This is a genomic window from Agarivorans sp. Z349TD_8 (genome assembly GCF_050870825.2).
Classification (GTDB): domain Bacteria; phylum Pseudomonadota; class Gammaproteobacteria; order Enterobacterales; family Celerinatantimonadaceae; genus Agarivorans.
On record NZ_CP194037.2, the window covers coordinates 184,687 to 210,975 of the forward strand.

The following is a 26,289-nucleotide window of genomic DNA, read 5'->3' on the forward strand; positions in this document are numbered from 1 at the left end:
TAAACAGTAGTATGGATGGAACCCAAAAACAAGTTGTAACCGCTAACGATGGTTTTGCTTATGAGTTTTTTAAAGGCATTAAAAAAAATACCTCAACATCAATTTCTTTTACTGATGTCGCGAGCGTTGAGCTGTTTTTAACGAAGTTTAATGGGGCCGTCAATGCTGCTGGAAAAGGGCTGCATACGGTTTATCTTTTGTTGCCTTTAAATAAGCGAAAGCAGCCGCGGCAACAGCTTGTAAATGCTTTACTCTCTGGCGAAATTTGGTGTTATCAGCAGCGGGTAAAACAGTTGCCGATTTCATCTCCTGCTTCGACTCCCTCTCGGAGTTCATCCGTCCAAAATGAACCCAAAGCTCCGGGAGGGCGCTCGAAGACTCAAGTACAAACTCAAGACCAGCACGCAAGTGAGCCTGTTGCACAATCGATTGATCATCAAGATACCGTATTGTGCGGCGATCCTGTTGCGATGAGTAGTGGTGAGGAAGTCCTTCAGTTGGTAGATGTTCATCTACAGGGGCATGTAGCACTGTGCTGGCAGCGTATTTATCGTTCTAGTTGCTCCCACCTTGATCTGGGACTGGGTCTGGGTTGGCGTAGTAATTTTCATTATAGCTTAGAGGAAGATTTCGGCGAACAGCCGTGCTGGCAATTTACCGACGCATTGGGTCAAGTATTCCGCTTTCCCTATGTTGCGGTGGGAGCCAAAAGTGTCCAGCTCAGGTCGGGTATGGTACTTCGGCATCAAAGTGATGAAATGATTATCACTCATGCTGATGGCAAATTATTGCGCTTTAGTAAAATCCAACAACATTGGCTGCTTACCAAGTTAAGTGAAGGTGTCGATTGCACTTTCCGTTTGACTTATTCAGCGGCGCAGCGGCTTACGGTTGTAGAAGTAAATCGAAGCCAGAGCATTTACTTACGTTACGACCTAAATGGCCATTTACTTGAGGTGCGTTCAAGTAGAGCTCAAGATGCGCAAATTTATGCAAGCTATAGTTACGACGACGCTGGTCAGTTGGTCGACGCGACGAATCGTTTTGCTCAACAAGAACGCTATCGCTATCAACAGGGTTTGCTTATTCAGCGCACCCGCGCCTCGGGTTTTAGTCACTATTTTTCTTGGGATGGCTCCGCTCAAGATGCTCGTTGTATCGAGCAATGGGGCGACAACGAACGCTATCACTACCGCTTTGAATACCAGCCTGAACAGGGATTAAGCCGCAGTTTTGATAGTTACGGTAACTGTTGGACCTATTGGCATAACCCACAGGGACAAATTCTTAAAAAAATTGCGCCCGATGGCGCCACTTGGCGATTTGAATATGATGAGCTCCAGCGAAAAATTAGCCAAACTGAACCAAATGGGACAACTACGTGTTTCCATTATAATAGTGCAGGCCAGTTAGTTGCCGAGCTCCATCCGAACCAAAGCTTGACTTGTTATTCCTATAATCGTTTAGGTTTTGTGAATCAGATTGACTATGCCGATGGTTCATCACTCAAACGGGAATACAACAGCTTAGGTTTACTTACCCAAGAAATCGACGTGCAAGGTGTGGTCACTCAATATCGCTACGATGCGCACAGTCGTTTAATCAACAAGTCTGCCGGTAATCAGCCTGCACAGTTATTTTGGTGGAACGAACAAGGTCTGCTGAGCGCCAAGCAAGTGGGCGATGCCCTGACGCGCTACAGCTATAACGCTATTGGAGAATGTAATGGTGAAGTGAATGCCTACGGTTGGGTTAGTCAGTATGTTCGTAATGCCCAAGGGCAGCTGATTGAGGTAGTTCATTATCACCAAGACCAGCCACAGCACACCCGGTGCCAGCGATACGCCTATGACCAAGCTGGACGGCTCAGCGCCCGAACCAACCCGCTTGGTCATACCACCAACTTTGAATATCAAGGATTATCGCAGCCTAGTAAACAGATTAACCCCGATGGTTCATGGCTTGCTTTTAGCTACGATAAAGAGCGCAACCTAACAGCCATTGAGCGTAGCGACGGTCAGCGTTATCAATTGGAATACGACAGTTGTGAGCGTATACGTAAAACCATCGGTTTTGATGGGCGCGAGCAAGCCTATCAATACAACCTGGCTGGTCAACTAATACAGTTAGTGGAAAACAGCGAGCGCTTGGTGCAGCTGAAGCGAAATAGCTTAGGCCAAGTGATTGAGCAGCGCAGCACCGCCAATGGCATGACTTTAATTAACGACTTTGCTTACAACTTACAAGGCAAACTAAGCCAAGCCAATAATAGCGCTCGTAAAATTCGTTTTAATTACTTTGCCAATGGTCAGTTACAGGAACACTGGCAAGACGACTGGCATATCCGCCATCAGCTTAATCAGCAAGGCTTGCGCAGCCAAACCCGCTTACCTGACAGCAGTATGCTTCGTTATCGCTACGATGAACACGGTCGCTTAAGTGCACTAACATTGAATGGCCAAGCACTGATATCCCGCCAGTTTAATGCCAGCGGCAGCGAGCTAAACCGCGAGCTCAGTGCTAGTCATCAACAGCATAATCATTACGACCCTCAAGGGCGTTTGCTGAAGCAAGAGTGGCAGGGCGACACATTAAATCTGGCGCGTGACTACCGTTTTGATGATGGCGACCAATTGCTGGGGGTCAACGATAGTGAGCTGGGCGCACAAAATTACAGCTACGACCCGCTTAGCCAACTCACCAAAGCCACCTCTCACAGCGGTGACAATCAAGCCTTTAGTTTCGACAGTTTTGCTAATCCCAAACAAGGCGAGTTGGCCGGCGATAAGCTGCTGATGCTCAACGAGCGTAGTTACCGCTACGACCGCTACGGCAATCAAGTACTCGCTAGCCAAAGTAAGGTGCGTCAGCAGCGGGTATTTAATGGTTTAAACCAACTGGTTCGGCTGAGTGAGGGGAGGAAACATGCTGAATATCATTACGATGCTCTTGGGCGTCGTAGCCGTAAAATCACCTCCAGCGGCACCACTGACTATCTCTGGGAGGGCCAACAGTTAATCGGTGAACACTGCCAAGGGCAATTTACCTGGTATGTGTACGAGCCTAATAGTCACCGCCCACTGGCCATGATTAAACAAGGCCAGGTTTACCACTATCACCTAGACCACCTCGGCACGCCTATTCGTTTAAGTGATGAGCAAGGCAACATCGTATGGCAAGCCCACTATCAGGCCTACGGTGCAATAGAGCAACTAAGTATTAACCAAATTAGCAACCCGCTGCGTTTTCAAGGCCAATATCATGATGATGAGAGTGGTTTACACTACAACTTTCACCGTTACTACTGCCCACAGCAAGGGCGCTACATCCAGCAAGACCCGATTGAACTACTCGGTGGCTTAAACCTCTACCAATACACTCCAAGCCCGACTAACTGGGTAGATCCTTTGGGTTTGTGTAAAGAGGATGGTGCCCCTTTGGTTGCTGGACTCCCTCTATTGGCTCCGGCTGCTCAGCCCTTAGCATCAACAGGCTCGCAAGTATTAGGACAATACGCTACGCGGCAAGCCGCCAACCAAGCGGTTTATGCTGTTGCGGAAAGGTCTTTATTGGCGTCATTGATACCCAAAACACCATGGGCACTGCTGTTTTATTCGGCTGAAGTCGGAGCGGGTTCAGATGATGTAGCCGGTTTTATTCAGCAACAAGCTCAGCAAGATGAGCTGGGGCATCGAACGTGGTTGGCTAATGGTGGTGATGGTAGTATTGAGGAGTGGAAGTCTCGGGGTAAGCCCTCTGAGTTGGTGGCTAATGTTACTGAGGAAACTGGCTTGGCAGATGAATTTAAGCTGAGCGATGGGCAGAAAAATGATATAGTTTCTATCAGAAAAATATTTGGAGATAATTTAAATTCTAGAGTTGAAATTGAAGCTAATGCATTAATTGCAGCAGGTAGAACGGATGGGGTAGCACTTTCTTGTGCTGGTATAGCTGAGCAAGGCATTGTGGGTGAAACCTTTCAAAATATTCCTTTCTCTATGAAAAAAGGAAGAACTTTCCCGGGCACTGAGAGGTTTGGGGAAAATAATGGTTTCATCAGAATAACAGACCAAGCGGCTTACTTGGATGAAGTAACAAGGCTGTATGCGAAAACTGGTAATGATTTAAATCCTGTGATAAGGGACCAAATCAAAGCGCATGTGAGGCAAGGTGCCGAGTTTGGACTTCGTGATGAAAAAGGGTTGAAGGGTATGCCAGGGCTTCATGCGGAAATACAGTCTGCAAATTATGTGTTGAATCAAGTGAAAGCAAAGCCAGGTTTTGATATTAGTAACGTACAAGTTTCAACCTATAAGCTTCAGAACAGCCCTGGTCAAGGTGGGCCATTTACAGCTTGTAATCATTGTAGTGGTATTTTACAGGGTTTTGATATATTGACTGGTCATTGATGATGATAGTAGTTAAAAGTGAACTTGAATTTGATAGTTTCAATAAAGCGTTCTATTGCGGGAGCTTGTTTAGTGGTGTCATTATAGATGTTGTCGATGGTGTTGTGGTTGAAAAAAAAATATGTCGCCAAGGGAAAATAGTTGGCGATTACACCTTACCATTTCCACTTTATGAAACCAGTAAACTAGAAATTGATGCTGAATTTTTAGACGGATTTGACGAACCTTTTAAATTTCGAGGAGAGCTATATAACGGTGTTGCTTACTTTTTTTATAAGGGTGAACATTCGATAGTAAAACAGTATGACAATGGAGAGGAAGTCTCGGAAGCAAAGTATTTAAATGGCATTTTACAAAGTTTAGAGCATGCTGAACAGGATGATCGCATGACACAAGATTATGTATGGGATGAGGGTGGAAGTATTAAAGACTTTTGTATTCATGCTGTAGGTAAGTTTCAGATGGCCCTGCATTTTGAGTCTGAAGAAAAGATATCGTTATTGACTGTACGTGGTCACTATTTCCAAGAAATAGAAGCATCAAAAGGCTTAGTATTAGTTGATAAGTTTTATAGTCCAGACTTCTTGAGAGAGATTAGTGGCGGAACGAAGTTAAATATCTCTGGTTCGAATATAACTGATAGTATGTTTAGTGATTTACTTCAGGGTGATGGACTGAAAGACACTCAGCAGCTTCAAATATATAATACTGGTATAACTAATGTAAGTTTTCAAAAAATAATCAGACTGATTAAGCTTTCTGAGTTGTATGTGGAATCTGACATTTTGACAAATGATGATGTAAAGCATTTCAAACTAGCACATCCTAACTGTTATGTGAGGTTTAATGGTGAAGAAGTTATTATTTAGCTTTTAAGGTTGCACGAACTGTTTGATCCGCTTGTCGAGTTGTCTCTGGTAGCCGGTATTTAGGAGAGAGTTTTAGTACCCATTCACAGGCCGTTGCGAGTGAAATACGGTGGCCGATTGAAACGTAAATAGGATTGATACCAGTTTGCGTTCTTAATGCATTACCAATTATTTCATTGTTATCAACAAGAGGCGCAATTGCGCCTCTTGTTGTATCTGGATTTTCATGTTCTCCGAGTAATCGTGTCTTGCCACAGCCGACAGTCGGTACATCAAAGATCACTCCCAAATGACAGGCTAACCCAAAGCGCCGGGGATGAGCAAGACCTTGTCCATCACAAATGACTAAGTCAGGTGTGTGTTTAAGCTTTGAAAAGGCCTTCATTAGCGGTGGTAGCTCGCGAAAAGAAAATAGACCAGGAATGTAAGGGAAATTAACAGTATCAGTTGCTGTCGCTGTTTCGATTACTTCTAAAGTAGTTGTGTCAAGAATGACGGCTGCAGCTATTAGTTTGTTGCTTTCCTTGGAATAGGCGACATCAACTCCGGCAACCAGATGAATTTTACCAAATTGATCTTTTTGTATTACTTTAGCTGCAAGTGAGTGCTGAAGTTGCAAGGCTTCTGTTTCAGTAATATCCCAAGAGTGTGTAATGACTGGCTGCATAAGAAATCTGTATCTGTTTGGTTACAGCAATGAACATCATGGGCACTTAATCCAATATACTTATGTATTGCCCATTCGTTATGCATTCAGTTGCATGTAGTGGTTAGAAACATTCTATTGCTTTGGGTGATCGTTTTGTCCCAAAGGCTATAATTAATCAGCATATTATGCACGTTTTCAGTTGTTGTAAAGGGTGAATCGCCCTTAGTTTTTCGGAGGCTAACTTTCTTGAGAGAATTAGCCAATGAGCAAAAGAATTACCTATTCCCCAGAAGTCCGTGAACACGCAGTGCGCATGGTTCTGACATCAGAACGTGAGTACTCGTCCCGATGGTGTTTACCAACACCCCAATCCGCCCCCTGATTTTGTGATTACCGAGGCGAAATACGGCAAATCGCGCTTGGGTAAGACAACGACTGGCAAGCAGATGAGTGATGACTGGGTGACGGACAAGCGCCTAAGGGATGCAGGCATCACTAGCAGGAAAGAGCGTGATAGGATTCTAGACGCGCTTGACGAGGGTGATGGTAGTGTTGAAAAAATGTTAATCCGCAATAAAGCAGATGGCACAGTCGTCGCAAAGCGATTAGATAAGCACGCTAAAGTTGTTAGTTCAGGATTGATTTTATAAGGTACAAGATGATTAGGGATACGAATAAAAGCAAAGAATATTTTGAAGAGTTAGTTGACTACAGCCAAGAGTCGATTAAAAAAAGAGCTCTAAAGCTTTCATCACAAGCTGAGTTGGGTGTTTCAACCAAGCTCAATTTGTCTTTCCGCCTACTGACAAATCATATTGTGTTAATGCAAGAACGCTATTCGCTTGGGGATGACTTAAGTGAGTTTGAGTATCTCTTAGAAATGGCTATTGAGTATCGCCGCAAACAGAAGCAATTCGCAGATGCCTTGCCTTCAAATGAGCAAAAAGATCGTATTGGTTGGGAAGAAATTCGCGAAGATTATTTGGCAGACATTTTTTTGAAATGGTTGAGTTTTGCCTATTGCTTAGATATGGGGCAAGCCTACTACCAAGAGGTCTTAGATTTAATTGGAAACCAAGGTCGAGATGCCTTGTTTGATAACATCGCGGTTAGGCTGGGCGATACCGAGCGCGAAGTTGCAGAGAGCGTCTTGTTCAAACGCCGCTTCAACAAACTGTTCAAAGTGATTGAGGCTGAACCTGCTGAGCGCCCTAAGCTGATGTTGGCTTACTTAGATGCATGGTACAAGCTAGAGGGTAGCCCAGATTACCACTTGATGGATGGAGAGGCTTACGATGGTTATTGGTGCTGGGAAGCGGCTTTAATTACTAAGCTTTATGAGATAGATGACCGCCTCTATATCGACCATCAATACTACCCCAAAGACTTGGTTCACTGGAGTGAGCAGTGATTCGAGACCAACGCCGTGATGAGGCCTATTTTAGCGAGCTGTTAAGCGATTTAGACGAAGCGCTAGCAGAAACCCAACAGGCGCTAGATGAAGGGGTTTTTACCTCGCTCAGTGAACAAGTCGATGTGGCCCAGCAACTCTTCCAGCTTGCCATCATGCGTGCAGTCGCGCATTACTCTTATGGTAGCGATATGGCCTCTCTTAAGTTATCCGTGTTGGCGATATTGCCTTATCGCCAGCAGCTAAGTGCCACCGCAGATAAACTGCCCGCTGTACACCAATGTTATCGCCAAGACTTTGAGCGTTTAGGTGGGGTAGGTGAAGCCTGCGGCTCAGCCAATATTAATCGCTATGTTTACGCTTTATGGTGGTTAGCCTTGTTGGTTGCGGTGGGTGCAGAGCAAACGCATATTCAACAAGTTCTAGACATCATCGCAGAGCGGGGTAACGATGCGCTATTAGACCGTATTGCCCATAAGTTAGGGGATACTGACCGCCCCATTTCTTCCACACTTTACTACCCCTGCACATATCAAGCGCTATTGGATGCCATAAATAGTAAAGGCGATGCTCAAGCAGAACATCTGAATGTGTTTATAAGGCAGTGGTACGACAGCCTAGAAGATGCAGATTGGTTCGATAAGCATTTATGTGACTGTGAATTTGAATACACCGACTATTACGTTGGCTACTGGTGCTTTGAAGCGGCTTTAATAGTCACGCTTTTTGACACTCCTAAAGCATCCATGAATGAGCATGTAATGTTTCCCCGCGCCTTAATTAAGGGGGTTGTTCGAGGCTAATGATTCAACTTTCATTTATAGATTTTTATATTTACAAGGCTAAGTAAGCAATCACCTAATCCCTTGGCTTGGGTGGTGTCAATAAACCTAATGACATAAAAGCAGAGCAAGCGGCCTGCATGATAACCATCACCGTTACTACTGCCCACAGCAAGGGCGCTACATCCAGCAAGACCCGATTGAACTACTCGGTGGCTTAAACCTCTACCAATACACTCCAAGCCCGACTAACTGGGTAGACCCATTGGGTTTGTGTAAAGAGGATGGTGCCCCTTTGGTTGCTGGACTCCCTCTATTGGCTCCGGCTGCTCAGCCCTTAGCATCAACAGGCTCGCAAGTATTAGGACAATACGCTACGCGGCAAGCCGCCAACCAAGCGGTTTATGCTGTTGCGGAAAGGTCCTTATTGGCGTCATTGATACCCAAAACACCATGGGCACTGCTGTTTTATTCGGCTGAAGTAGGAGCGGGTTCAGATGATGTAGCCGGTTTTATTCAGCAACAAGCTCAGCAAGATGAGCTGGGACATCGCACGTGGTTGGCGAATGGTGGCGATGGGAGTATTGAAGAGTGGAAGTCTCGTGGTAAGCCCTCTGAGTTGGTGGATAGTGTTTCAGATAAGTCTGTCGATTTAAATGCAATTGCGACTAGAGATGTTGGTAATGTTACCGCACCCATTGATTTCGATGGTCACATTCTGAGTGGAGAAGTCAAACCAAATGGAAATGTGGTTGGTGGTTATTCGACAGCGACAGGTAATGTACGTGTGATACCAGGAACTGAGTCTCAACCAAATGCTCAAGGCGTATATACCGCTCAGATAGAAGTACCAGACCCGTCTAGTCCTGGTGATTTCTTACCTAAAACTAATAATGGTGGTATATCTACGATGTTTCCAGATTCGTGGTCCGCAGATCGAATTAAAGTCGAGGTGGATGCTGCTTACCAAAATAAGGTGGTTACTGGAAATAAATGGAGCGGTGTAACACCTAGAAGATAACCTAGACACCCACCCTAATTGGTAAAAGTAGGCATAAGCAACAATGCTTATATTCATATCCAAATATACAGGGTGCTTGTTTGTGTCGCGTTCACGTCAATCACAGGTCAGTCTCCAAGATACACCGTACTATCAATGTGTCTCCCGCTGTGTTCGGCGTGGATTTCTTTGTGGCAAGCCTCTCACTCCGGGCAGAGCTATGAGCATCGCATAGAGTGGGTAGAGCAGCGTATTCTTCTGTTAACTCAGGTGTTTGCCATCGATGTTTGTGCCTATGCTACTGCCTAACTAGACACCCAACCGAATTATAACGGCAAGCTGGTTGAAAAGCGCAGCAGGCAGTGGCGCTGGGGCTATGATGACGGCCGCCGCCTGGTGGCCGAGCATAGCTCGGAGCAGGGGCTGACCGAATATCGCTACAACGCGCGCGGGAAGAAGGTCGCCGTAGCCGTAAAATCACCGCCCAAGGCCAATTTATCTGGTATGTGTACGAGCCCAATCGCCACCGCCGTATTCTTCAAAATGGGAGCTATCTTAGGTCTTGATAAGTAAAGGCTTGGTTTATATGTTTGTTTGAGCAATATGGATGCTCACGATGATTTAACAACGGCTATTTGTGTTTGCCGTTATTAGAACATGATGTAGTTTGAGAAGAAATATGCTACTTAGCGGGTTTATTATTTTGTTGGCGTGATTGTTGAAACCAAAACCGTTGTCGACCTGTTGAACGAGACATAGATGTCCTTATAATTTTTATTTAATGAAGCGGTACGATGCGATATTTAAATTATCGATGTATTTATTATGAAGTAAATAGAGGAGGTCATGACACTAACAAGAAGTCGTTATTGGAAATGCGTTGATGATCTAAGTTACAGAATAAATAGTGGATTAATCGTTAATAGAGCCAACGTAAATGCCAATGTAGCATTTACGTTGATAGCATATATTATATTGCTTCTACGTTAGCAGCTTGAGGACCTTTTTGGCCCTGCTCTACGTCAAATGATACTTTTTGGCCTTCAGCAAGGGTTTTAAAACCTTCTGAAGCAATTGCGCGAAAATGTACGAATACGTCAGCGCCGCCGTTGTCTTGAGTGATAAAACCAAAACCTTTGTCTTCGTTAAACCATTTTACTGAACCAGTTGTTTTATTAGACATATTGTGTCCCTTAATATTTAAAATTCATAAAGTTATCGCGATAATGCGAGCGCTGAAATTGAATTATTGAATGTGACGATAAAGCTAAGGGAAAACTGAGGATAACAACCGTAACGAAGAAATTCTGAGGTTTACATTTACTTGATGGTTCACTAATAACTCTGTATAGCAGAGCAAGATAATAGTACCTGAGTTTCGAGTATTGTAAAGCCATATTTGAAATATATAAATTCAGTGGATCCTGTCGGGGCATGTTTTTATAGTGTTTACGCTGAAGCTCAGCTAGAGAAGGAAGACCTGATACACATTTGTATCAGGTCTGAGAATTGTCTTGAGCGACTTATATTGCTGCCGCTTGTGCGACTTTAATGTATATTTCACGTAGCTTTTGGGCAATAGGACCTGGTTTGCCATCGCCAATCGCTTTGCCGTCAATCTCAATCACCGGCCATACAAAGGTGGTTGCCGAACTCACAAAGGCTTCTTTCGCTGCATAAGCTTCTTCAATGGTGAAGTTGCGCTCTTCCACTTCCAGTTGAGCATCTTCGGCGAGTTGTAATAAGCTAGCGCGAGTGATGCCATGTAGAATGTCGTTACTTAAAGGCCGAGTAATGATTTTCCCTTGCTCGGTGACGATATAAGCGTTGTTTGAGCTTCCTTCGGTGACATAACCGTCTTCAATCAACCAGGCATCGCTAGCACCAGCTGCTAGCGCAGCTTGTTTCGCTAGGCAGGGGGCAAGTAAGCCTACGGTTTTTATGTCGCGACGTTTCCAACGAATATCAGGGATGGAAATCACCTTCATGCCTTTGGCGGCTTTGGGGCAGTCGATCAGTGGGCGGGATTGGGTGAATAATACCAAGGTCGGAGCGGTGTCTGCTGGAAAAGCAAAGTCGCGATCACCGGCATTACCACGGCTAAGTTGCAAGTAAATGCCACCTTCTGTTAGCCCATTTTGCTTGATCAGTTCGCGTTGGATCTCGGTGAGCTGCTCGCCGCTCACTGGCAAGGTCAGTTCGAGCTCAGCGCATGAGCGTTCTAAGCGGGCCAAGTGGCCGGCATTATCGATGAGCTTGCCATCGAGCACCGCGGTGACTTCGTAAACCGCATCCGAGAATAAAAATCCACGGTCAAATACCGAAACTTTTGCTTCTAACTCAGGGACATATTCCCCATTCACATACACGATACGTTGCATGATTATTTCCTCTTAGCCCCACAGCTGTGCTGTGAAAGGCAACATCTCATTATTATTAAATTCAAAGCCGTGTTCGATGTCTTCACTGAGTAGCAGGGGACCATCGAGGTCAACAATTTCACAGCCCTGCGCTATTACAAAAGCTGGTGCCATGCTAAGCGAGCTAGAGAGCATACAACCCACCATGATTTGTAGACCGGCTTGTTCGGCAAGTTCTTTTAAAACCAGTGCTTCGGTCAAACCGCCAGTTTTATCAATTTTTATGTTGATCATGTCATATTTACCGATAATGCCCGGTAGGCTCGCGCGGTCGTGACATGACTCATCGGCGCAGATAGGGATCGGTCGCGATAGACTTCTTAAAGCCTCATCGTCACCCGCTGGAAAAGGCTGTTCAATCATCGCTACATCTAACTTAATCAGCTCAGGGATCAGTGAGTTATAGAGTTCAACTGTCCAAGCCTCGTTAGCGTCAAGGATGATCTTGGCGTTTGGCGCACCTTGGCGGACGGCCGCGACGCGTTGCAAATCTTCAGCTCCACCGAGCTTCAGCTTAAGCAAGGGGCGAAACGCATTTTCGGTCGCGGCTTGCTGCATCTTTTCCGGTGTATCTAAAGATAAGGTGTAGGCGGTGGTGAGAGCCGCTGGCGTGGCTGACACTTTTTGCCAAATGGAAATACCTTCCTGCTTACATTCTAAATCCCACAAGGCGCAGTCTACGGCATTACGCGCAGCGCCGGAAGGTAATAACAGTTGTAGCTCTTGGCGCGACAGACCTTCACGTAAGCGTGGCAAAATCCCTTCAAGCTGAGCGAGTACACTGTCGATAGATTCTTGGTAGTGGGCGTAAGGAACACATTCGCCACGGCCAATTTTTCCTTGGTCTTCCAGCTCGACAATAACCGTTTCTGCTTCGGTTTTACTGCCGCGAGAGATGGTGAAAGTTCCGCGAATTGGCCAACTTTTTGTAGAGAAACGAACTTTCATTATAGCTCCGCTAATTTTTCAACAATACGGCCTACACCTTGACGGAATGGATCAACGACTGGCAAGCCAATGTTTGATTCAAGTTGCGCCATATAATCTAGAGCTTCTTTTTCTTCTAGCTGAGAAGTATTCACTGAAATACCAACAAATTGTACGTTTTTATTGGTGAGGCTGGCAGTTGCTAAGTTGGCCTGCATACAAGTGTCGATATCAGGTAGTGAATAGTCGGGGACGCCACGCATATGGGTGCGGGTTGGCTCATGACATAATACCAGTGCGTCAGCTTGTGAACCGTGAATGAGACCTGTAGTTACGCCGGCAAAAGAAGGGTGAAATAAAGAACCTTGACCTTCGATGATATCCCAGTGGTCAGCGCTATTGGCTGGTGCAATCGTTTCAATGGCTCCGGCAATAAAATCGGCCACCACGCAGTCGGCGCTCACGCCTTCACCACAGATTAATATTCCGGTTTGTCCGGTGGCTCTAAAGTCGGCATTAAAACCCTGCTTTTGAGCTTCTTTTTCGATAGCTAATGAAGTATACATTTTACCGACTGAACAATCGGTACCTACCGTGAGTAGACGTTTTCCGGCGCGTTTTTTACCACTGGCGACTGGGTAGGCTTGGCTTGGGTAGCGAACATCGAATAATTGGCGACCATGCTTCTCGGCACATGCAACGAGTTCTGGGATGTCGCTGAGTTTGTTATGTAGACCCGCCGCGATATCAAGACCTGATTCTAGTGCTTCAATTAATACACTAACCCATTCATCGGAGATGATGCCACCGCGATTAGCGACACCAATGACCAAAGTTTTTGCTCCTGCAGTTGCAGCTGCCGCAATCGAGAGGTCCTCTAAGCCGCAATCCGCATTACAAGAAGGGAGGCGAAATTGACCCACACAATACTCGGGATGCCAGGTTTTAATGCCTTGGGCTACTTTGGCTGCAAGTTGATCGGCTGCGTCGCCAAGAAACAATAGATAAGGTTTTTTCAGTTCCATCATTAATACTCCGTAAACGTGTTGCTGGTGAGTCACTATTTAGGCATCAGCAGCGTCATTGATCTTGAATGTTGATAAAAACTCTCTGCAAGAAACATGACAAAATTTCGCATGTAGTGCTTCTTATGGTCAAAAACACTTTACTCAAAATGAGAGGATCTGTTGGCAGATGACAGAACTAGGGTATTTTTGATAGCCTTATCATATTTAGGAAATGCTGTTACTTTTGTTTTTGGTGGGGATTAATGTCTTAAAAATTTTGCGTTCCAGAATATTTCATCAGCAATGATGGAAACTTGGATTTATATAATATTGATCTTAAGTTCCTCAGTAGATGGATGCTCTGCGCCTCTGTCTGATATTTTTATTCATCCCATCTGACTTTTTATTTCGTCTCATGTAGGTACATCGAATGTGAATGAGGAACTGCGGTTATTTATTGCACCCAAATGGGGCTTTGTTCTGTGATGTTGCACATATTTGGTGCTATTTAGCTATTTTTTCGAATTGATTTACACTACTATGTCAAATGTTAATAAAATGTATCAGTATGTTTCTATCTGCCTTTTGTCGATAAAAGAGGTTTAAATAGAGCATTTATAGATAGCGTTTTATTCTTGCTTTTGGCTTGTAATATGGCGAATTATTCTAGTGAGTAATAAGCTGTGTCCATGTTATGACTATTTAACATTTGTTAGTGTTGGTCGTCGCTAAGCTACTCATAACACGCCGTTATGGATGGTGTTTGGTAGATTGGTCTACTACTTGCTGTGACTAATCTAAATCGCTTTCTTAAATATAATTATGGAGAACAAATAAATGGACTTTATCTCTGGGCTGATTGGCCAGCTCAATGGCATCGTTTGGGGTGTACCAATGTTGGTGTTAATTTTGGGCGTCGGGATATTTCTCACCGTAGGCTTGAAGTTTATGCCGATCCTCAATATTGGCCCGGCTTTTAAACTGATGTGGGATGGCCGAGGAGCAAGTGGTAAAGGTGAAATCCCGCCTTTTCAGGCATTGATGACGGCGATGTCAGCCACTATTGGTACGGGTAATATCGCGGGGGTTGCGACAGCGGTCTTTATTGGTGGTCCGGGAGCATTATTCTGGATGTGGATGACTGCTTTATTAGGGATGGCCACCAAATACGCCGAAGCCGTATTAGCGGTTAACTACCGTGAAAAAGATGAAAATGGCAGCTATGTTGGCGGCCCAATGTATTACATCAAAAATGGCATGGGCAAGAAATGGGCCTGGCTGGGCACCTTGTTTGCGGTATTTGGCGCGGTGGCATGTTTTGGGATTGGCAACGCGGTGCAGTCAAACTCGATTGCCCAGGTGCTAGAGTCTAACTTCTCATTTTCGCCGTTAATGGTTGGCTTAATCATTATGGTACTGGCGGGCGGGGTTATCCTTGGGGGCTTAAAACGAGTGGGTAAGTTTGCTGGTGCCTTGGTGCCAGTGATGGCGGTTGCCTATATCGTTTGTGGCCTTATCATTTTGCTGATGAACCTTGGAGAAATTGGTCCAGCGATTATGACGATTCTAGAACATGCCTTCACGCCGGCTTCGGCTCAAGGTGGTTTTGCTGGTGCAACAGTCTGGATGGCGATCCGTTTTGGGGTGGCGCGCGGGGTGTTCTCTAACGAAGCCGGTCTCGGTTCTGCGCCGATTGCCCATGCGAGTGCTCAAACTGATGAACCTGTTCGTCAAGGCTTGATTGCCATGTTAGGAACTTTCCTTGATACCTTGGTTATTTGTAGCATTACCGGTCTGGTGATTGTGATTTCAGGCGCTTGGACCGAAGGTGCCTCGGGGGCTGCGTTGACCTCTGCCGCCTTTGAGCAAATTTTACCTGGCTGGGGCGGTTACTTGGTTGCTATTAGCCTTGCTGTATTTGCTTTTACCACGATCGTTGGTTGGTCTGTTTATGGCGAGCGTTGTGCTGAATACCTGTTTGGTCCTAAGGCCGTTCTACCGTTTCGTTTATTGTTCATTGTGGCTTTGCCGGTCGGCGCAATTATGGAGTTAGACTTTGTTTGGTTGCTGGGTGATACCCTGAATGCAATGATGGCTATTCCTAACTTAGTTGCCTTAGCGGTGTTAAGTCCGGTGGTCTTTAAGTTAACCAAGCGCTACTTTAGTCAGCAGCAAGCGCCTAATGGGGTTACCGAGTCATAATTTTATTGTGTGAATCAGCCTTGCCAAGCTTCGACCTTGGCAAGGTGCCATCTTTAATTTTCTAGTGAAGGAGGAAGGATGCTCACTGCAGAAGCTGTGATCGATCTACAGGCTTTACAGCACAATTATCAGGTTTTGAAGCGGCTTTGTCCCAAGCAGCAGTTGGTTGCAGTGATTAAAGGTGATGCTTACGGCCACGGTTCGGTGAATGTCGCCAAAGCCTTGCCTAGTGCTGATATGTTTGCCGTGGCGAGAATTGAAGAAGCGCTGGAACTGCGCGCAGCAGGTATTATCACGCCGATCCTACTGTTAGAAGGCTGTTTTTGTAGCGAAGATTTAATGCTCGCTGCCGAGCACCAATTTCACACCGTGATCCATAGTGACTTCCAGTTACAACAGTTTACCGCAGCACATTTGCTCAGGCCTTTGCACGTGTGGGTGAAGCTCGATACAGGCATGCATCGAGTGGGGATTGAGCGTCCCCAGTTTAATGACTTTGTTCAGCAGCTTCAGGGCTGCGTTAATCTCGCCGGTGAGCTGGGTTTTATTAGCCACTTGAGCTGCGCTGATGACTTAGATTCAGCTACCACCCGCCAGCAAATAGCCTTATTTGAAGACTTAACCAAGGACTATTCTGGGCCCAAAACCCTTGCGAATTCGGCTGGCGCGCTGTATTGGCCCGATGCGCAATATGACTATGTGCGCGCCGGGATCTCGTTGTACGGTATTGCTCCTAATGAGCAACAAATTGGTCAGCAACATCAGTTAAAACCAGTGATGAGTTTGAAGTCGAAATTGATTTCGGTGCGTCATCACCGCAAAGGTGAACCGATTGGATACGGTGAAATTTGGCGAGCCACAGAAGATACGCTGATAGGAGTGGTCGCCATGGGCTACGGTGATGGTTATCCTCGTTCGGCACCCGCAGGTACGCCAGTCTATATTAACGGACGGATTGTCCCCATTGTGGGTCGGGTATCGATGGACATGCTCACGGTTGATTTGGGCGCTGATGCCGGCGATCAAGTGGGTGATAGCGTCGAGTTCTGGGGTCGTCAATTACCCATTGAAACGGTGGCTCAAGCCATTGATACCATCCCCTATGAATTGTGTATTAAGTTGACTAAGCGAGTCGTTAAAAGTAAGGCGTTTACCTAGCGAAGTGGTATTCTGCTAACACTATTATATTGTTATTAAGGGGCAGAATAATTGCCCCAGTTTCCCGCCGTATCTCTTCCTTAAAACTATCGATATAGAAGGTACTCGCTTAGTTTGGTTTGTCGATACCTTTGTTAAGCTTGTCTAGAGCATGTCTAAGGGAGTAAAAAAGTATTCGCTTTAGTCATTTTTATATTCTTAAGTTGAAGGCCAGATAGAACCTACCAAGATTTTTGTTTATTTTTTGTTGAAAAATTACTTCTACACCGACGAATCAACCTTTTTCATCTATTTGAGTTCGTGCAACTCATTGTATACTTGAATCTATTTTAAGAAACATGATATAAATCAAATTCAGATATTTTGTTAATGATAGGTTGCATTTTATCGATCTATTCTATTGTTGTCTCTCGATTTATATTTTCAAAGCTTTAACTAAGTATTGCCATCATCATTGAGTAGGATGATCCAATGTCGGGCGTTAAAAGGGAGTTTTATGCGCATATCAAGTTTATCCTCAATTGCTGTAGCAGCATTATTTGGGCTATCTATTCCGGCCTTCGCGGCTAATGACACTTATGCCCTCGATAGTGGCCAGCTGCGTTTTGGTTCTGGTGCAGAAACATCGATCACTGCTTCTGGTGTACTAAAACAACCTTTTTATTACGACGATGCGAATAGCACATGGTACAAACTGACTTATTCGAGCTACCCTCTCAGCAGTGCGATTGGGTTTGGCGGGGATGGCTCCGAGATTTGGAATGTTAATGGCACTATTACTCAAGATCCTACTTTAAGTAATCAGACCATCGATAGCTCGGCCTTTACTTTGTATGATGGCGTAAAGGGTTATGGAACGCTTACCACAAGTGGTTCGCTTGCCATAGATGAGGCCAATTTGGGTTATCAGGCGAGTTTTACCGTCGAGCAAGACTCTCCCTATGTTTCGATTACCATTAGCTTGAGCAATTTGGGGACTAGCAACGTCGAAAATCTTCGTTTCTGGATGGGGACGCGAGATGATTATGTGGGGACCGATGATAGCCCCACCAAAACACGTGGTAATTTAGTGGATGGTGTATTCACGCCGATTTCTACGTCAGCGGAGCAAGCGCAAGGCTTACAAATTGAAAGTAATAGTGGCTCCAGCACTAGTGGGGTGTTGTTTTATGTAAATGCTGATAATGGTTATGTGATCCACAGCGTTAGTCGTGGTTTTGAAAGGGTTACCGCTCAAGATCCTCGTACTTCTGCCATTACCGCCACTGGTGACGACGCTTATGGTTTTTATTTACGGATGAAGGATCTTGCGCCCGGCGAGACGGACTCCTTTACTTGGTATTACGCCGCAGGTGATTCATCTGAACTGCAAGCTTTGGCTCAGACCATTTATGACGCGGCTCAGGGTAAAGATGTTGTTGAAAACGTGCCGGTGGCTTTCGAAGATGAAGACTTTGTTGATGCTCAAGGAAATGTTGTTTCTAAAATTCGTATCGCTTCATTGCCAGAACATGGTGAACTTACATTAAATGGAGCCACGATCAGTGAGGCGTTAGAGATTAATAGTGCCGATTATAATCTGATTAGCTATGCCCCCGATGAAGATTTTGTAGGGACCGACCAATTCACCTGGCAGGCCTGGAATAGTTCTAATTCAGCATACAGTTCGGATATTAGCACGGTGACATTTACTATTCTCAGCGATTCAGATGGTGATGGTTCGGCGGATGTGGCGGATGAAGATATTGATGGCGATGGTGTCCTTAATGAAGATGATGCTTTCCCCGAAGACCCGACCGAATCCGTCGATACCGATGGTGATGCTATTGGTAACAATGCCGACACCGACGATGATGGTGATGGCGTAGCCGATAGCACTGATGCCTTCCCGCTTGACGCAGCGGAATCCGTCGATACCGATGGCGATGGCACCGGTAACAATGCTGACACCGACGACGATGGCGATGGCGTGTTAGATGCGGATGATGCTTTCCCACTTGATGTTGGGGAATCAGTTGATACAGATGGTGATGGTACCGGTAACAATGCCGATACCGATGATGATGGCGATGGTGTGTTAGATGTTGATGATGCTTTCCCACTTGATGCTGCGGAATCTGTCGATACTGATGGTGATGGTACCGGTAACAATGCCGATACCGATGATGATGGCGATGGGGTTGCCGATACTGGTGATGCCTTTCCATTGGATGGTAGTGAAATTATTGATACTGATGGTGACGGCACCGGTAACAATGCCGACACCGATGATGATGGTGATGGCGTAGCCGATAGCACCGATGCTTTCCCACTTGATGCTGGGGAATCTACCGATACTGATGGTGATGGCATGGGTAATAATGCCGACACCGACGATGATAATGATGGCGTAGCCGATAGCACCGACGCCTTCCCCTTAGATGCTGCCGAAACCGTCGATACCGATGGCGATGGCATTGGTAACAATGCTGATACCGATGATGATGGTGATAGGGTCGCCGATGCCAGCGATGCCTTCCCCTTAGATGCTGCTGAAACCGTCGATACCGATGGTGATGGTATCGGCAACAATGCCGATACCGATGATGATAATGATAATGTGCTAGATGCAGATGATGCCTTCCCTCTTGATGCAGCGGAATCTGTCGATACCGATGGCGATGGTATCGGTAACAATGCCGACACCGATGATGATAATGATAATGTGCTAGATGCAGATGATGCCTTCCCGCTTGATGTATCAGAATCCGTCGATACCGATGGCGATGGTATTGGTAACAATGCTGATACCGATGATGATGGTGATGGCGTAGCCGATAGCACCGATGCCTTCCCACTTGACGCAGCGGAATCCGTCGATACCGATGGTGATGGTATCGGTAACAATGCCGACACGGATGATGATGGTGATGGGGTTGCCGATAGCACTGATGTCTTCCCGCTTGACGCTGCGGAGTCTGTCGATACCGATGGCGATGGTATTGGTAATAATGCCGACACCGACGATGATGGTGATGGGGTTGCCGATAGCACTGATGCTTTCCCACTTGATGCAGCCGAATCCGTCGATACTGATGGCGACGGTATTGGTAACAATGCTGATACTGATGATGATGGTGATGGCGTATTAGATGCTGATGATGTTTTCCCACTTGACGCTACGGAATCTGTCGATACCGATGGTGATGGCACCGGTAACAATGCCGACACCGACGATGATGGTGATGGCGTATTAGATGCGGACGATGCTTTCCCACTTGATGCTGGGGAATCTGTCGATACTGATGGCGACGGTACCGGTAATAATGCCGACACCGATGACGATGGCGATGGCATGAGTGATGAATGGGAGCTTGCTAATGGTCTTGATCCTCTCGATAGTGCTGATGCTGCTTTAGATTCTGATGGTGACGGTGAGAGTAACCTGGAAGAATTTACCAAGGGCAGTGATCCGCTCCGCGATACCGTGGCGCCTGTAATAACGCTTGATCCTGAACTTTGGTTTAATGCCACAGGCTTATTTACTCAGCTTGAATTGACTGCTGTTTCAGCCACCGATCATTTAGATGGTGAAATTGCAGTTGAGATGGTCGCCGGACAAACCTTACTGGAGCCAGGGGTACATACGTTGACTTATCGCGCCAGTGATGCGGCGGGTAATATCGCAGAAGTTAATCAAACTGTGAATGTGAGACCCTTGATAAACTTTACGAAGGACCAAACCATTTTTGAAGGGGATTCGGTAACGGTAGGCGTTGTGTTAAATGGCGAATCGCCGGTTTATCCACTCACGATTCCTTATGTTGTGTCTGGTACGGCGAGCAATGGATTGGATTATGTGCTAGAGGATGGCAACTTTGTTATTGAATCAGGCAAACAAGCGCAAATTAGCTTTGATAGTTTAAACGATTCGATTGCCGATGACGCCGAAACTATCGAACTAAGCTTGCTTGGTGATAGCGCTGAATTGAATATGGGAAATAGAACTTCCCACCTGGTGACAATTAGTGAAGAGAATATCGCGCCCGAAGCGAAATTTGCGATCCGTCAAAATGAGAAATTACGGGCAGTGATCGCACAAGATCAAGGCATGGTCAGCATTCAAGTACAGGTGAGTGATGCAAATGCAACGGATACTCATACTATGGTGTGGGATTTACCCGACAGCCTAACGGGACTAGCACCTGAGGGCGATACTTTGAGTGTTGATCCAAGTGACTTAGCCGCTGGTGTTTATACGATCGCGGTGGTGGTGACGGATTCAGGTTCGCCTTCGTTAAGTGACAGCGTGCAGACTAGCTTTACTGTCACTTCGATCCTGCCAGCCTTGTCGAATAGTGTCGATAGTGACCAAGATGGTTTGTCCGACTTTGAAGAGGGTTACCAGGATACAGACCAAGACGGTATTTATGATTACTTAGATAATCAAAATTTATCGTCTAATGTTGTCGGTCATCTCATTTCGGAAGGCAGTTATAACTTACTTGAATCAGATCCCGGAACCAGTTTACGGCTGGGTCAAGGTGCGCTGCAGGATGGTCGTGAAGGCACCTTAGTGGAAGAAAATGACATGTATAGTGATACTCAATCGCTTGACAGTGATGTGGTTACACATGTTGGAGGGATCTTTGATTTTGAAGTTCACAATATTCCTGAGCATGGGCAATCGGTGAATGTGGTGATCCCTCAGCGTGCTCAGATCCCCGAAAATGCGGTTTATCGTAAATGGTCTCCGGAGGGTGGCTGGCGTACTTATGTGGAAGATGCTAACAATCTGATTTCGTCAGCCCCAGGCTCAGAAGGTTATTGTCCACCCCCTGGAGATCCTGCGTTTGAAGTTGGCTTGGTGAGCGGGTATTGGTGTATACAGCTAACGATCGAAGATGGAGGTCCCAATGATGATGATGCGACAGCCAATGGAAGCATTGTCGATCCAAGTGGTATGGCGACTCGTCAGCCAATTACCGAAGGGGTGAGTGCTTCTGGTGGCGGCTCATTTGGTGGCGTGGCGGGTTTGCTATTGGTTGTGCTGGTGATGGTTCGCCGTCGTTTTTCGTAAGCAGTGATAAGGATATTTTTGAGAATGAAAAAACGATTCGTCTATGGATGTATTTTGGCGACCATCGCTTGGATGGGCTCGGTGCAAGCCGCCAGTTATGATGAGGGCAGTCCTTGGAAACTAACCCTTGGAGCAGGGCGGGTATTCAGTAATAGCGATGTGTCTGAGATAAACCGAGGCTTGAGTCAAGCAGGGCAAGATGTTCAGGTGTCTGATTTTGATGATAGTCGCTTAGGTTTGAGTGCTTGGTTGGCTTATCAATGGTCTGCTCACCATAGTGTGGAGCTTGGTTATGTCGACTTTGGTGACATTCAGGGGACTATCAGTGGTGACATGGTGGATCCAGATGAGCTACAAGCGGCACTGAATGACAATTTCCCACATTCTGCGAGAGGATTCGCGCTAACTTGGCGGCCATCTTACCGAGTGGTGAATAACATGTCGGTTTATGGTCGTGTTGGCCCTTATTTTTGGAAGACCAAGGTGAATGCAAGTAATGATTTAATCAATACCAGTCATTCAAGTGGCGTTGATGTCTTGCTTGGTGCGGGTGTTGAATGGAAAGTTGCACGGCGTTGGGCCGTTGGCATTGGTTGGGACCGCGGTTATTTTGGTTCCGACAATAATGATTTGATCTCCTTGAGTGTGAGTTTTCATTAGTAGGCTCTCTTGCGTCGCGTGAGCTTCAGCTGAGCAATTAGTTTGCCAAGCTCTGTGAATCAACCAGACAAGCCAAGCTTGTCTGGTTTTTTTATGGGGCTGCTGAGCTGCTGTTCGCTTTAATACCAATCTAACTAATGATCGCTTCATTCTTGTTCGCCTAGATCACCGCCTATCTTGAGTGCTTCCTTCGTCTTGTTATTTCAGACATTCGCGATGTTTTCACCGTTGTCACGCGCCGCTCCCACAAAAGTTTCCCTTCGCAGAGACAGCGATTGAGAAAATCTTGAGATTGTTTTTGTTATTTATGGACATCTATACATCCAGATCGGTAGAATTTTGAAATCTTAAAGACAGTTAAAGAGAAAAATTAATGTCGCAAACTAGCATCACCATCCTCGACGGCGGCATGGGCCGAGAATTAGCTAAACGTGGGGCGCCGTTTCGTCAGCCCGAATGGTCTGCTCTGGCGATGATTGAAGCGCCAGACATGGTGCAACAGGTACACCAGGCCTTTATCGAAGTCGGTTCGCAAGTTATTACCACCAATAGTTATGCTTTGGTGCCCTTTCATATTGGCGAGCAGCGTTTCATCGAACAAGGACTCGAGTTGGTACAGCGCTCAGGTGAGGTGGCTCGCCAAGCGGTAGAGCAGGCACGGTCGATTTGTAAGGTCGCGGGTTCTATTCCTCCTTTATTTGGCTCTTATCGAGCCGATTTATTCTGTGCAGAGCAGGTTGAGACGGTGGCGACCCCGTTAATTCGTGGCTTAGCGGAGTATGTGGATCTTTGGTTGCTGGAAACGCAGAGTCTGATTGAAGAAACCCAATCGGTGGCTCAACTTATTCAACAGCTTAGCGCCGAGCAAAAGCCTATTTGGGTATCTTTTACCCTGGAAGATGCAGAGCCGACCGCCGAACCTTGTCTGCGTTCCGGTGAAACGGTGCAGGCAGCGGTGAAAGCGATGTTTGGCTTAGGGATTGAAGCGATCTTATTCAATTGTTGTCAGCCCGAAATTATTGAAGCAGCCTTGCAGGTGGCCCAGGCCGAGTTAGCTGCCCATCCGGAGCAGAGCATTCGCTTAGGTGCTTACGCGAATGCCTTCCCGCCACAACCTAAAGACGCGACGGCGAATGACGGCTTAGATGAGTTGCGCGAAGATCTATCGCCTTCGGCTTATCTTGGCTGGGCGGAGAAGTGGCAAGCCCAGGGCGCTTCGCTGATTGGCGGATGTTGCGGCATTGGGCCGGAGCATATTGCGGCCCTGGCAGCACATTTTTCAGCGCCCACTTCTGCCTAGCGAGCAAACATCCCCATCACTCATGCTTTCTTCAGCTTTATCGGCTGAGGACCGCGTGGCTGATGGATAACTTGAATTAACTTAGCGACCAGTGATGCGCTGGCTAGTTCGCGAAGAACCACTCGCAGCATCTGTTGCCTACCCAGCCCCTTAATCATGGGCTGGGTACACTAATTTGAAAAAAGACTGGCGAGATCGGGGCGATGATCAGGCCGACTGGTCAGGTTGATATTGGCTTTGATGTGATCGATATGCTGCTGCATTAACTGCACTGCCAACGCTTCATCCTTAGCACGCATCGCCTGCACAATTTGCAAGTGTTCATCATCGCGGCAATTACTCATGCCGACCGCCCCAAACATACCAATAATTAACGAAGACTGAGTGACTAAATCTTTCACCAGACGCAGCATCACCGCATTATCTGCCACCTGAGCCAAGCTAATATGAAACTGCCCCGAAAGCGTGATGGCTTTGCGTCGATCGCCTGCGGCATGCGCCACAGATTCCTGTTCGAGGTGCTGGCTTAAGCGCTCAAGGTCGCCGAGCTGGGCTCGCTGGACAGCTAAACGCATGATACTGGGCTCGATGGCTAAACGGGCTTCGAATACATCTTGGGCCTGTTTTGTGGTTGGGCTGGCAACAAAGGCGCCCTTATTGGGTTGCAACACTACCAGCTGGCGATTGGCCAGGGTTAATAATGCCCGCCGTACTCGCATGCGCCCAACGCTAAAGGCCTTACACAGTTCAGACTCTGCCAATTTGGTGCCGGGCGCCAGACGCTGGTCGATTATGGCCTCATAAATGCGCTCTACAATCATTTCTTCTTCGGCGCTATCGGCGATTTTATTGTCATTCATGGATAATTGTTAACCTTCCTGGCGATTCAAGCGGTGCAACATTTTAAACCACGCTGCACTATTTTCATTCATATCTTACGACATTTCGCTGAATTAGCCTGCATTGTTTTGTTGCCCGAGATGAGGCAGGTTCGCACGATGCCCAACAAAACGGGGCTGCTAGCGCTATTGCGTAAAAAATGAACGGCTTAACCAGTGCATGGCATAAGCCTTGCTTGTTAACGATGTGAAGCATGTATTGTTAACAATTTATTGTTTGTGGTTAACGATTTATGAGTTTCAAGGAAAACGAAACCGATCATTTTTTATTTGCTGTTCAGTGAGAAGCATAAATGTGTGCTTTAAAGGAGATCATCCAATGCAATATCGCAATTTTATAAAGTATGGCCTGTTAGCCAGTGCTATCAGTATGACTTGTTCTACCTTTGCTTTTGCCGCCAATCCGGTACTTAAAGTTGGCTTTGTTGGGGTAACCTCTGGTCCGGCGGCTGCCTGGGGGATTTCTAACCAACGTTCCATGGAGACACGCGCCGATTGGCTCAATGAAACCGGCGGCGTCACCATCGGTGATACGACCTACGATATCGAAATTGTTGCCTTCGATGATCAAAAAGATCCAAAACGCTCGATTGCCGGTATGGAGAAAATGGCGCAGGAAGGCATTCACTATGTGGTGGGACCAAACGTGGATGACGGCGCAGCAGCGGTTAGACCGGTGGCCGAGCAAAAGGGCATTATGTATTTTCCCTATGCCTTCCCCAAATCTTTATATACCAAACCGGCGTCAAATGCGGTCTTGGGCATGGTGGCAAACTATCAGTCGGGGCCTGCTATTTATACCTACCTGATGAAACAAAAGGGCGTAAAAAAGGTCGCCTTTGTGGCTGCCAATGAGTCCGATCCGCTGAGTCAAAGAAACGGTGGGGTTGCGGCGGCCAAAGCCCTGGGCCTGGATGTGGTCTCGAGCAACGTGACTTACCAGGTGGATACCACCGACTTTACCCCGGTGTTATTGCCAGTGATTAAATCTCGTCCAGACTTATTGGTATTATCGGGAGTCTCTCCGGCCAACGCACCGCAGTTGATCCGCTCGGCACGTGAGTTAGGTTACAGCGGCCTGATCTCCACCGAAACGGCGCAAGATGCCAACGTACTCCAAGAAGGTGCCGGCAAGCTGGCCGATGGCTTTATCTCGGTGGGGGGCGCATCGACACCTGAGTTGGCCTCTGATGCCATGCGTGAATTTGTCGCGCGCTACACCAAGAAATTTGGTGAATATAATGACGAGTCAAATACCAAAGTTTATGCCCTGGAGTACATTCTTGAAACGCTGAAAGCCAATCCTCGCGCGATTGACGATGTGGCGGCTTTTCAAACCACCATGGATACCTTTGAGGCGCCCAACCCTTATATGGTGGGTGATGCCAAGTTGAGTTATGTCGGCATGTCGTCTTTTGGTCAAAAGCGTCAAGTGTCGGTGCCGCTGGTGGTGAATGTCTATCGTGATGGCAAATTTGAGACCTTATTTGTCGCCAATGTCGACTAGTTGCTTGCTGGCAGCGCTTTAGGCTGCCGA

General features: G+C 46.5%; 18 protein-coding genes and 1 pseudogene. 13 read left to right on the top strand and 6 right to left on the bottom strand.

Features of this window, described 5'->3' with window-relative positions; all coding sequences use genetic code 11:
• The first annotated feature begins 11 nt into the window (after window positions 1-11).
• Together ACRRS1_RS00830 and ACRRS1_RS00835 are read left to right on the top strand one after the other, a co-directional pair.
• Window positions 12-4,409, top strand: coding sequence for an RHS repeat-associated core domain-containing protein (locus ACRRS1_RS00830; RefSeq protein WP_432468576.1), 4,398 nt, complete (start codon window positions 12-14; stop codon window positions 4,407-4,409).
• Window positions 4,409-5,278, top strand: a complete 870-nt coding sequence (locus tag ACRRS1_RS00835) for a hypothetical protein (protein WP_432455094.1) — start codon at window positions 4,409-4,411, stop codon at window positions 5,276-5,278. The genes ACRRS1_RS00830 and ACRRS1_RS00835 overlap by 1 nt, the downstream gene beginning before the upstream one ends.
• Here the strand turns inward: ACRRS1_RS00835 and nfi are convergent.
• Window positions 5,271-5,945 (bottom strand): deoxyribonuclease V, encoded by a 675-nt coding sequence (gene nfi / locus ACRRS1_RS00840; RefSeq protein WP_432455093.1) that lies wholly within the window; start codon window positions 5,943-5,945, stop codon window positions 5,271-5,273. The two genes, ACRRS1_RS00835 and nfi, sit on opposite strands and share 8 nt — an antisense overlap.
• Before the next feature lie 314 nt (window positions 5,946-6,259).
• Between nfi and ACRRS1_RS00845 the strand changes: the two genes are divergently transcribed.
• From ACRRS1_RS00845 to ACRRS1_RS00865, 5 genes and pseudogenes are all read left to right on the top strand, one after another.
• On the top strand, window positions 6,260-6,577 hold the full coding sequence (locus ACRRS1_RS00845) for a hypothetical protein (protein ID WP_432455092.1): 318 nt from the start codon (window positions 6,260-6,262) through the stop codon (window positions 6,575-6,577).
• A gap of 8 nt (window positions 6,578-6,585) precedes the next feature.
• On the top strand, window positions 6,586-7,338 hold the full coding sequence (locus tag ACRRS1_RS00850) for a PoNe immunity protein domain-containing protein (RefSeq protein ID WP_432455091.1): 753 nt from the start codon (window positions 6,586-6,588) through the stop codon (window positions 7,336-7,338).
• On the top strand, window positions 7,335-8,141 hold the full coding sequence (locus ACRRS1_RS00855) for a PoNe immunity protein domain-containing protein (RefSeq protein WP_432455090.1): 807 nt from the start codon (window positions 7,335-7,337) through the stop codon (window positions 8,139-8,141). The genes ACRRS1_RS00850 and ACRRS1_RS00855 overlap by 4 nt, the downstream gene beginning before the upstream one ends.
• A gap of 244 nt (window positions 8,142-8,385) precedes the next feature.
• On the top strand, window positions 8,386-9,141 hold the full coding sequence (locus ACRRS1_RS00860) for an EndoU domain-containing protein (protein WP_432460637.1): 756 nt from the start codon (window positions 8,386-8,388) through the stop codon (window positions 9,139-9,141).
• A gap of 43 nt (window positions 9,142-9,184) precedes the next feature.
• Window positions 9,185-9,420 (top strand): annotated as a pseudogene (locus ACRRS1_RS00865) (hypothetical protein); the annotation flags it as partial.
• 670 nt (window positions 9,421-10,090) lie between these two features.
• Here ACRRS1_RS00865 and cspE read toward each other — a convergent pair.
• The 4 genes from cspE to dgcN form a co-directional block, all read right to left on the bottom strand.
• Window positions 10,091-10,303, bottom strand: a complete 213-nt coding sequence (gene cspE / locus ACRRS1_RS00870; protein ID WP_432455084.1) for a transcription antiterminator/RNA stability regulator CspE — start codon at window positions 10,301-10,303, stop codon at window positions 10,091-10,093.
• A 340-nt stretch (window positions 10,304-10,643) separates the two neighbouring features.
• Complete coding sequence (locus ACRRS1_RS00875) at window positions 10,644-11,501, bottom strand: D-amino-acid transaminase (RefSeq protein WP_432455083.1); 858 nt, start codon at window positions 11,499-11,501, stop codon at window positions 10,644-10,646.
• A 12-nt stretch (window positions 11,502-11,513) separates the two neighbouring features.
• Entirely contained in the window at window positions 11,514-12,488 is a 975-nt protein-coding gene (dgcA, locus tag ACRRS1_RS00880) for an N-acetyl-D-Glu racemase DgcA (protein ID WP_432455082.1), read from the bottom strand.
• Window positions 12,488-13,495 (bottom strand): N-acetyltransferase DgcN, encoded by a 1,008-nt coding sequence (gene dgcN / locus ACRRS1_RS00885; protein ID WP_432460640.1) that lies wholly within the window; start codon window positions 13,493-13,495, stop codon window positions 12,488-12,490. Before dgcN ends, dgcA begins: the two co-directional genes overlap by 1 nt.
• A gap of 816 nt (window positions 13,496-14,311) precedes the next feature.
• Between dgcN and ACRRS1_RS00890 the strand changes: the two genes are divergently transcribed.
• The 5 genes from ACRRS1_RS00890 to ACRRS1_RS00910 all read left to right on the top strand — a co-directional run bounded on the left by ACRRS1_RS00890 (window position 14,312) and on the right by ACRRS1_RS00910 (window position 23,853).
• On the top strand, window positions 14,312-15,676 hold the full coding sequence (locus tag ACRRS1_RS00890) for an alanine/glycine:cation symporter family protein (RefSeq protein WP_432468575.1): 1,365 nt from the start codon (window positions 14,312-14,314) through the stop codon (window positions 15,674-15,676).
• Window positions 15,677-15,754: 78 nt separating this feature from the next.
• Window positions 15,755-16,834 carry an alanine racemase gene (gene alr / locus ACRRS1_RS00895; RefSeq protein ID WP_432455079.1) on the top strand — a complete coding sequence of 360 codons (1,080 nt, stop codon included), beginning with the start codon at window positions 15,755-15,757 and terminating at the stop codon, window positions 16,832-16,834.
• Window positions 16,835-17,330: 496 nt separating this feature from the next.
• Entirely contained in the window at window positions 17,331-21,893 is a 4,563-nt protein-coding gene (locus ACRRS1_RS00900; protein ID WP_432460641.1) for a thrombospondin type 3 repeat-containing protein, read from the top strand.
• Between the two features lie 24 nt (window positions 21,894-21,917).
• Complete coding sequence (locus tag ACRRS1_RS00905) at window positions 21,918-22,553, top strand: outer membrane beta-barrel protein (RefSeq protein WP_432460642.1); 636 nt, start codon at window positions 21,918-21,920, stop codon at window positions 22,551-22,553.
• Between the two features lie 373 nt (window positions 22,554-22,926).
• Window positions 22,927-23,853, top strand: coding sequence for a homocysteine S-methyltransferase family protein (locus tag ACRRS1_RS00910; protein ID WP_432460643.1), 927 nt, complete (start codon window positions 22,927-22,929; stop codon window positions 23,851-23,853).
• A gap of 170 nt (window positions 23,854-24,023) precedes the next feature.
• Here the strand turns inward: ACRRS1_RS00910 and ACRRS1_RS00915 are convergent, their stop codons facing one another.
• Complete coding sequence (locus tag ACRRS1_RS00915; RefSeq protein ID WP_432460644.1) at window positions 24,024-24,713, bottom strand: GntR family transcriptional regulator; 690 nt, start codon at window positions 24,711-24,713, stop codon at window positions 24,024-24,026.
• A gap of 358 nt (window positions 24,714-25,071) precedes the next feature.
• Here ACRRS1_RS00915 and ACRRS1_RS00920 point away from each other — a divergent pair, with 358 nt between their 5' ends.
• Complete coding sequence (locus ACRRS1_RS00920) at window positions 25,072-26,259, top strand: ABC transporter substrate-binding protein (RefSeq protein WP_432460645.1); 1,188 nt, start codon at window positions 25,072-25,074, stop codon at window positions 26,257-26,259.
• The last annotated feature ends 30 nt before the right edge of the window (window positions 26,260-26,289 follow it).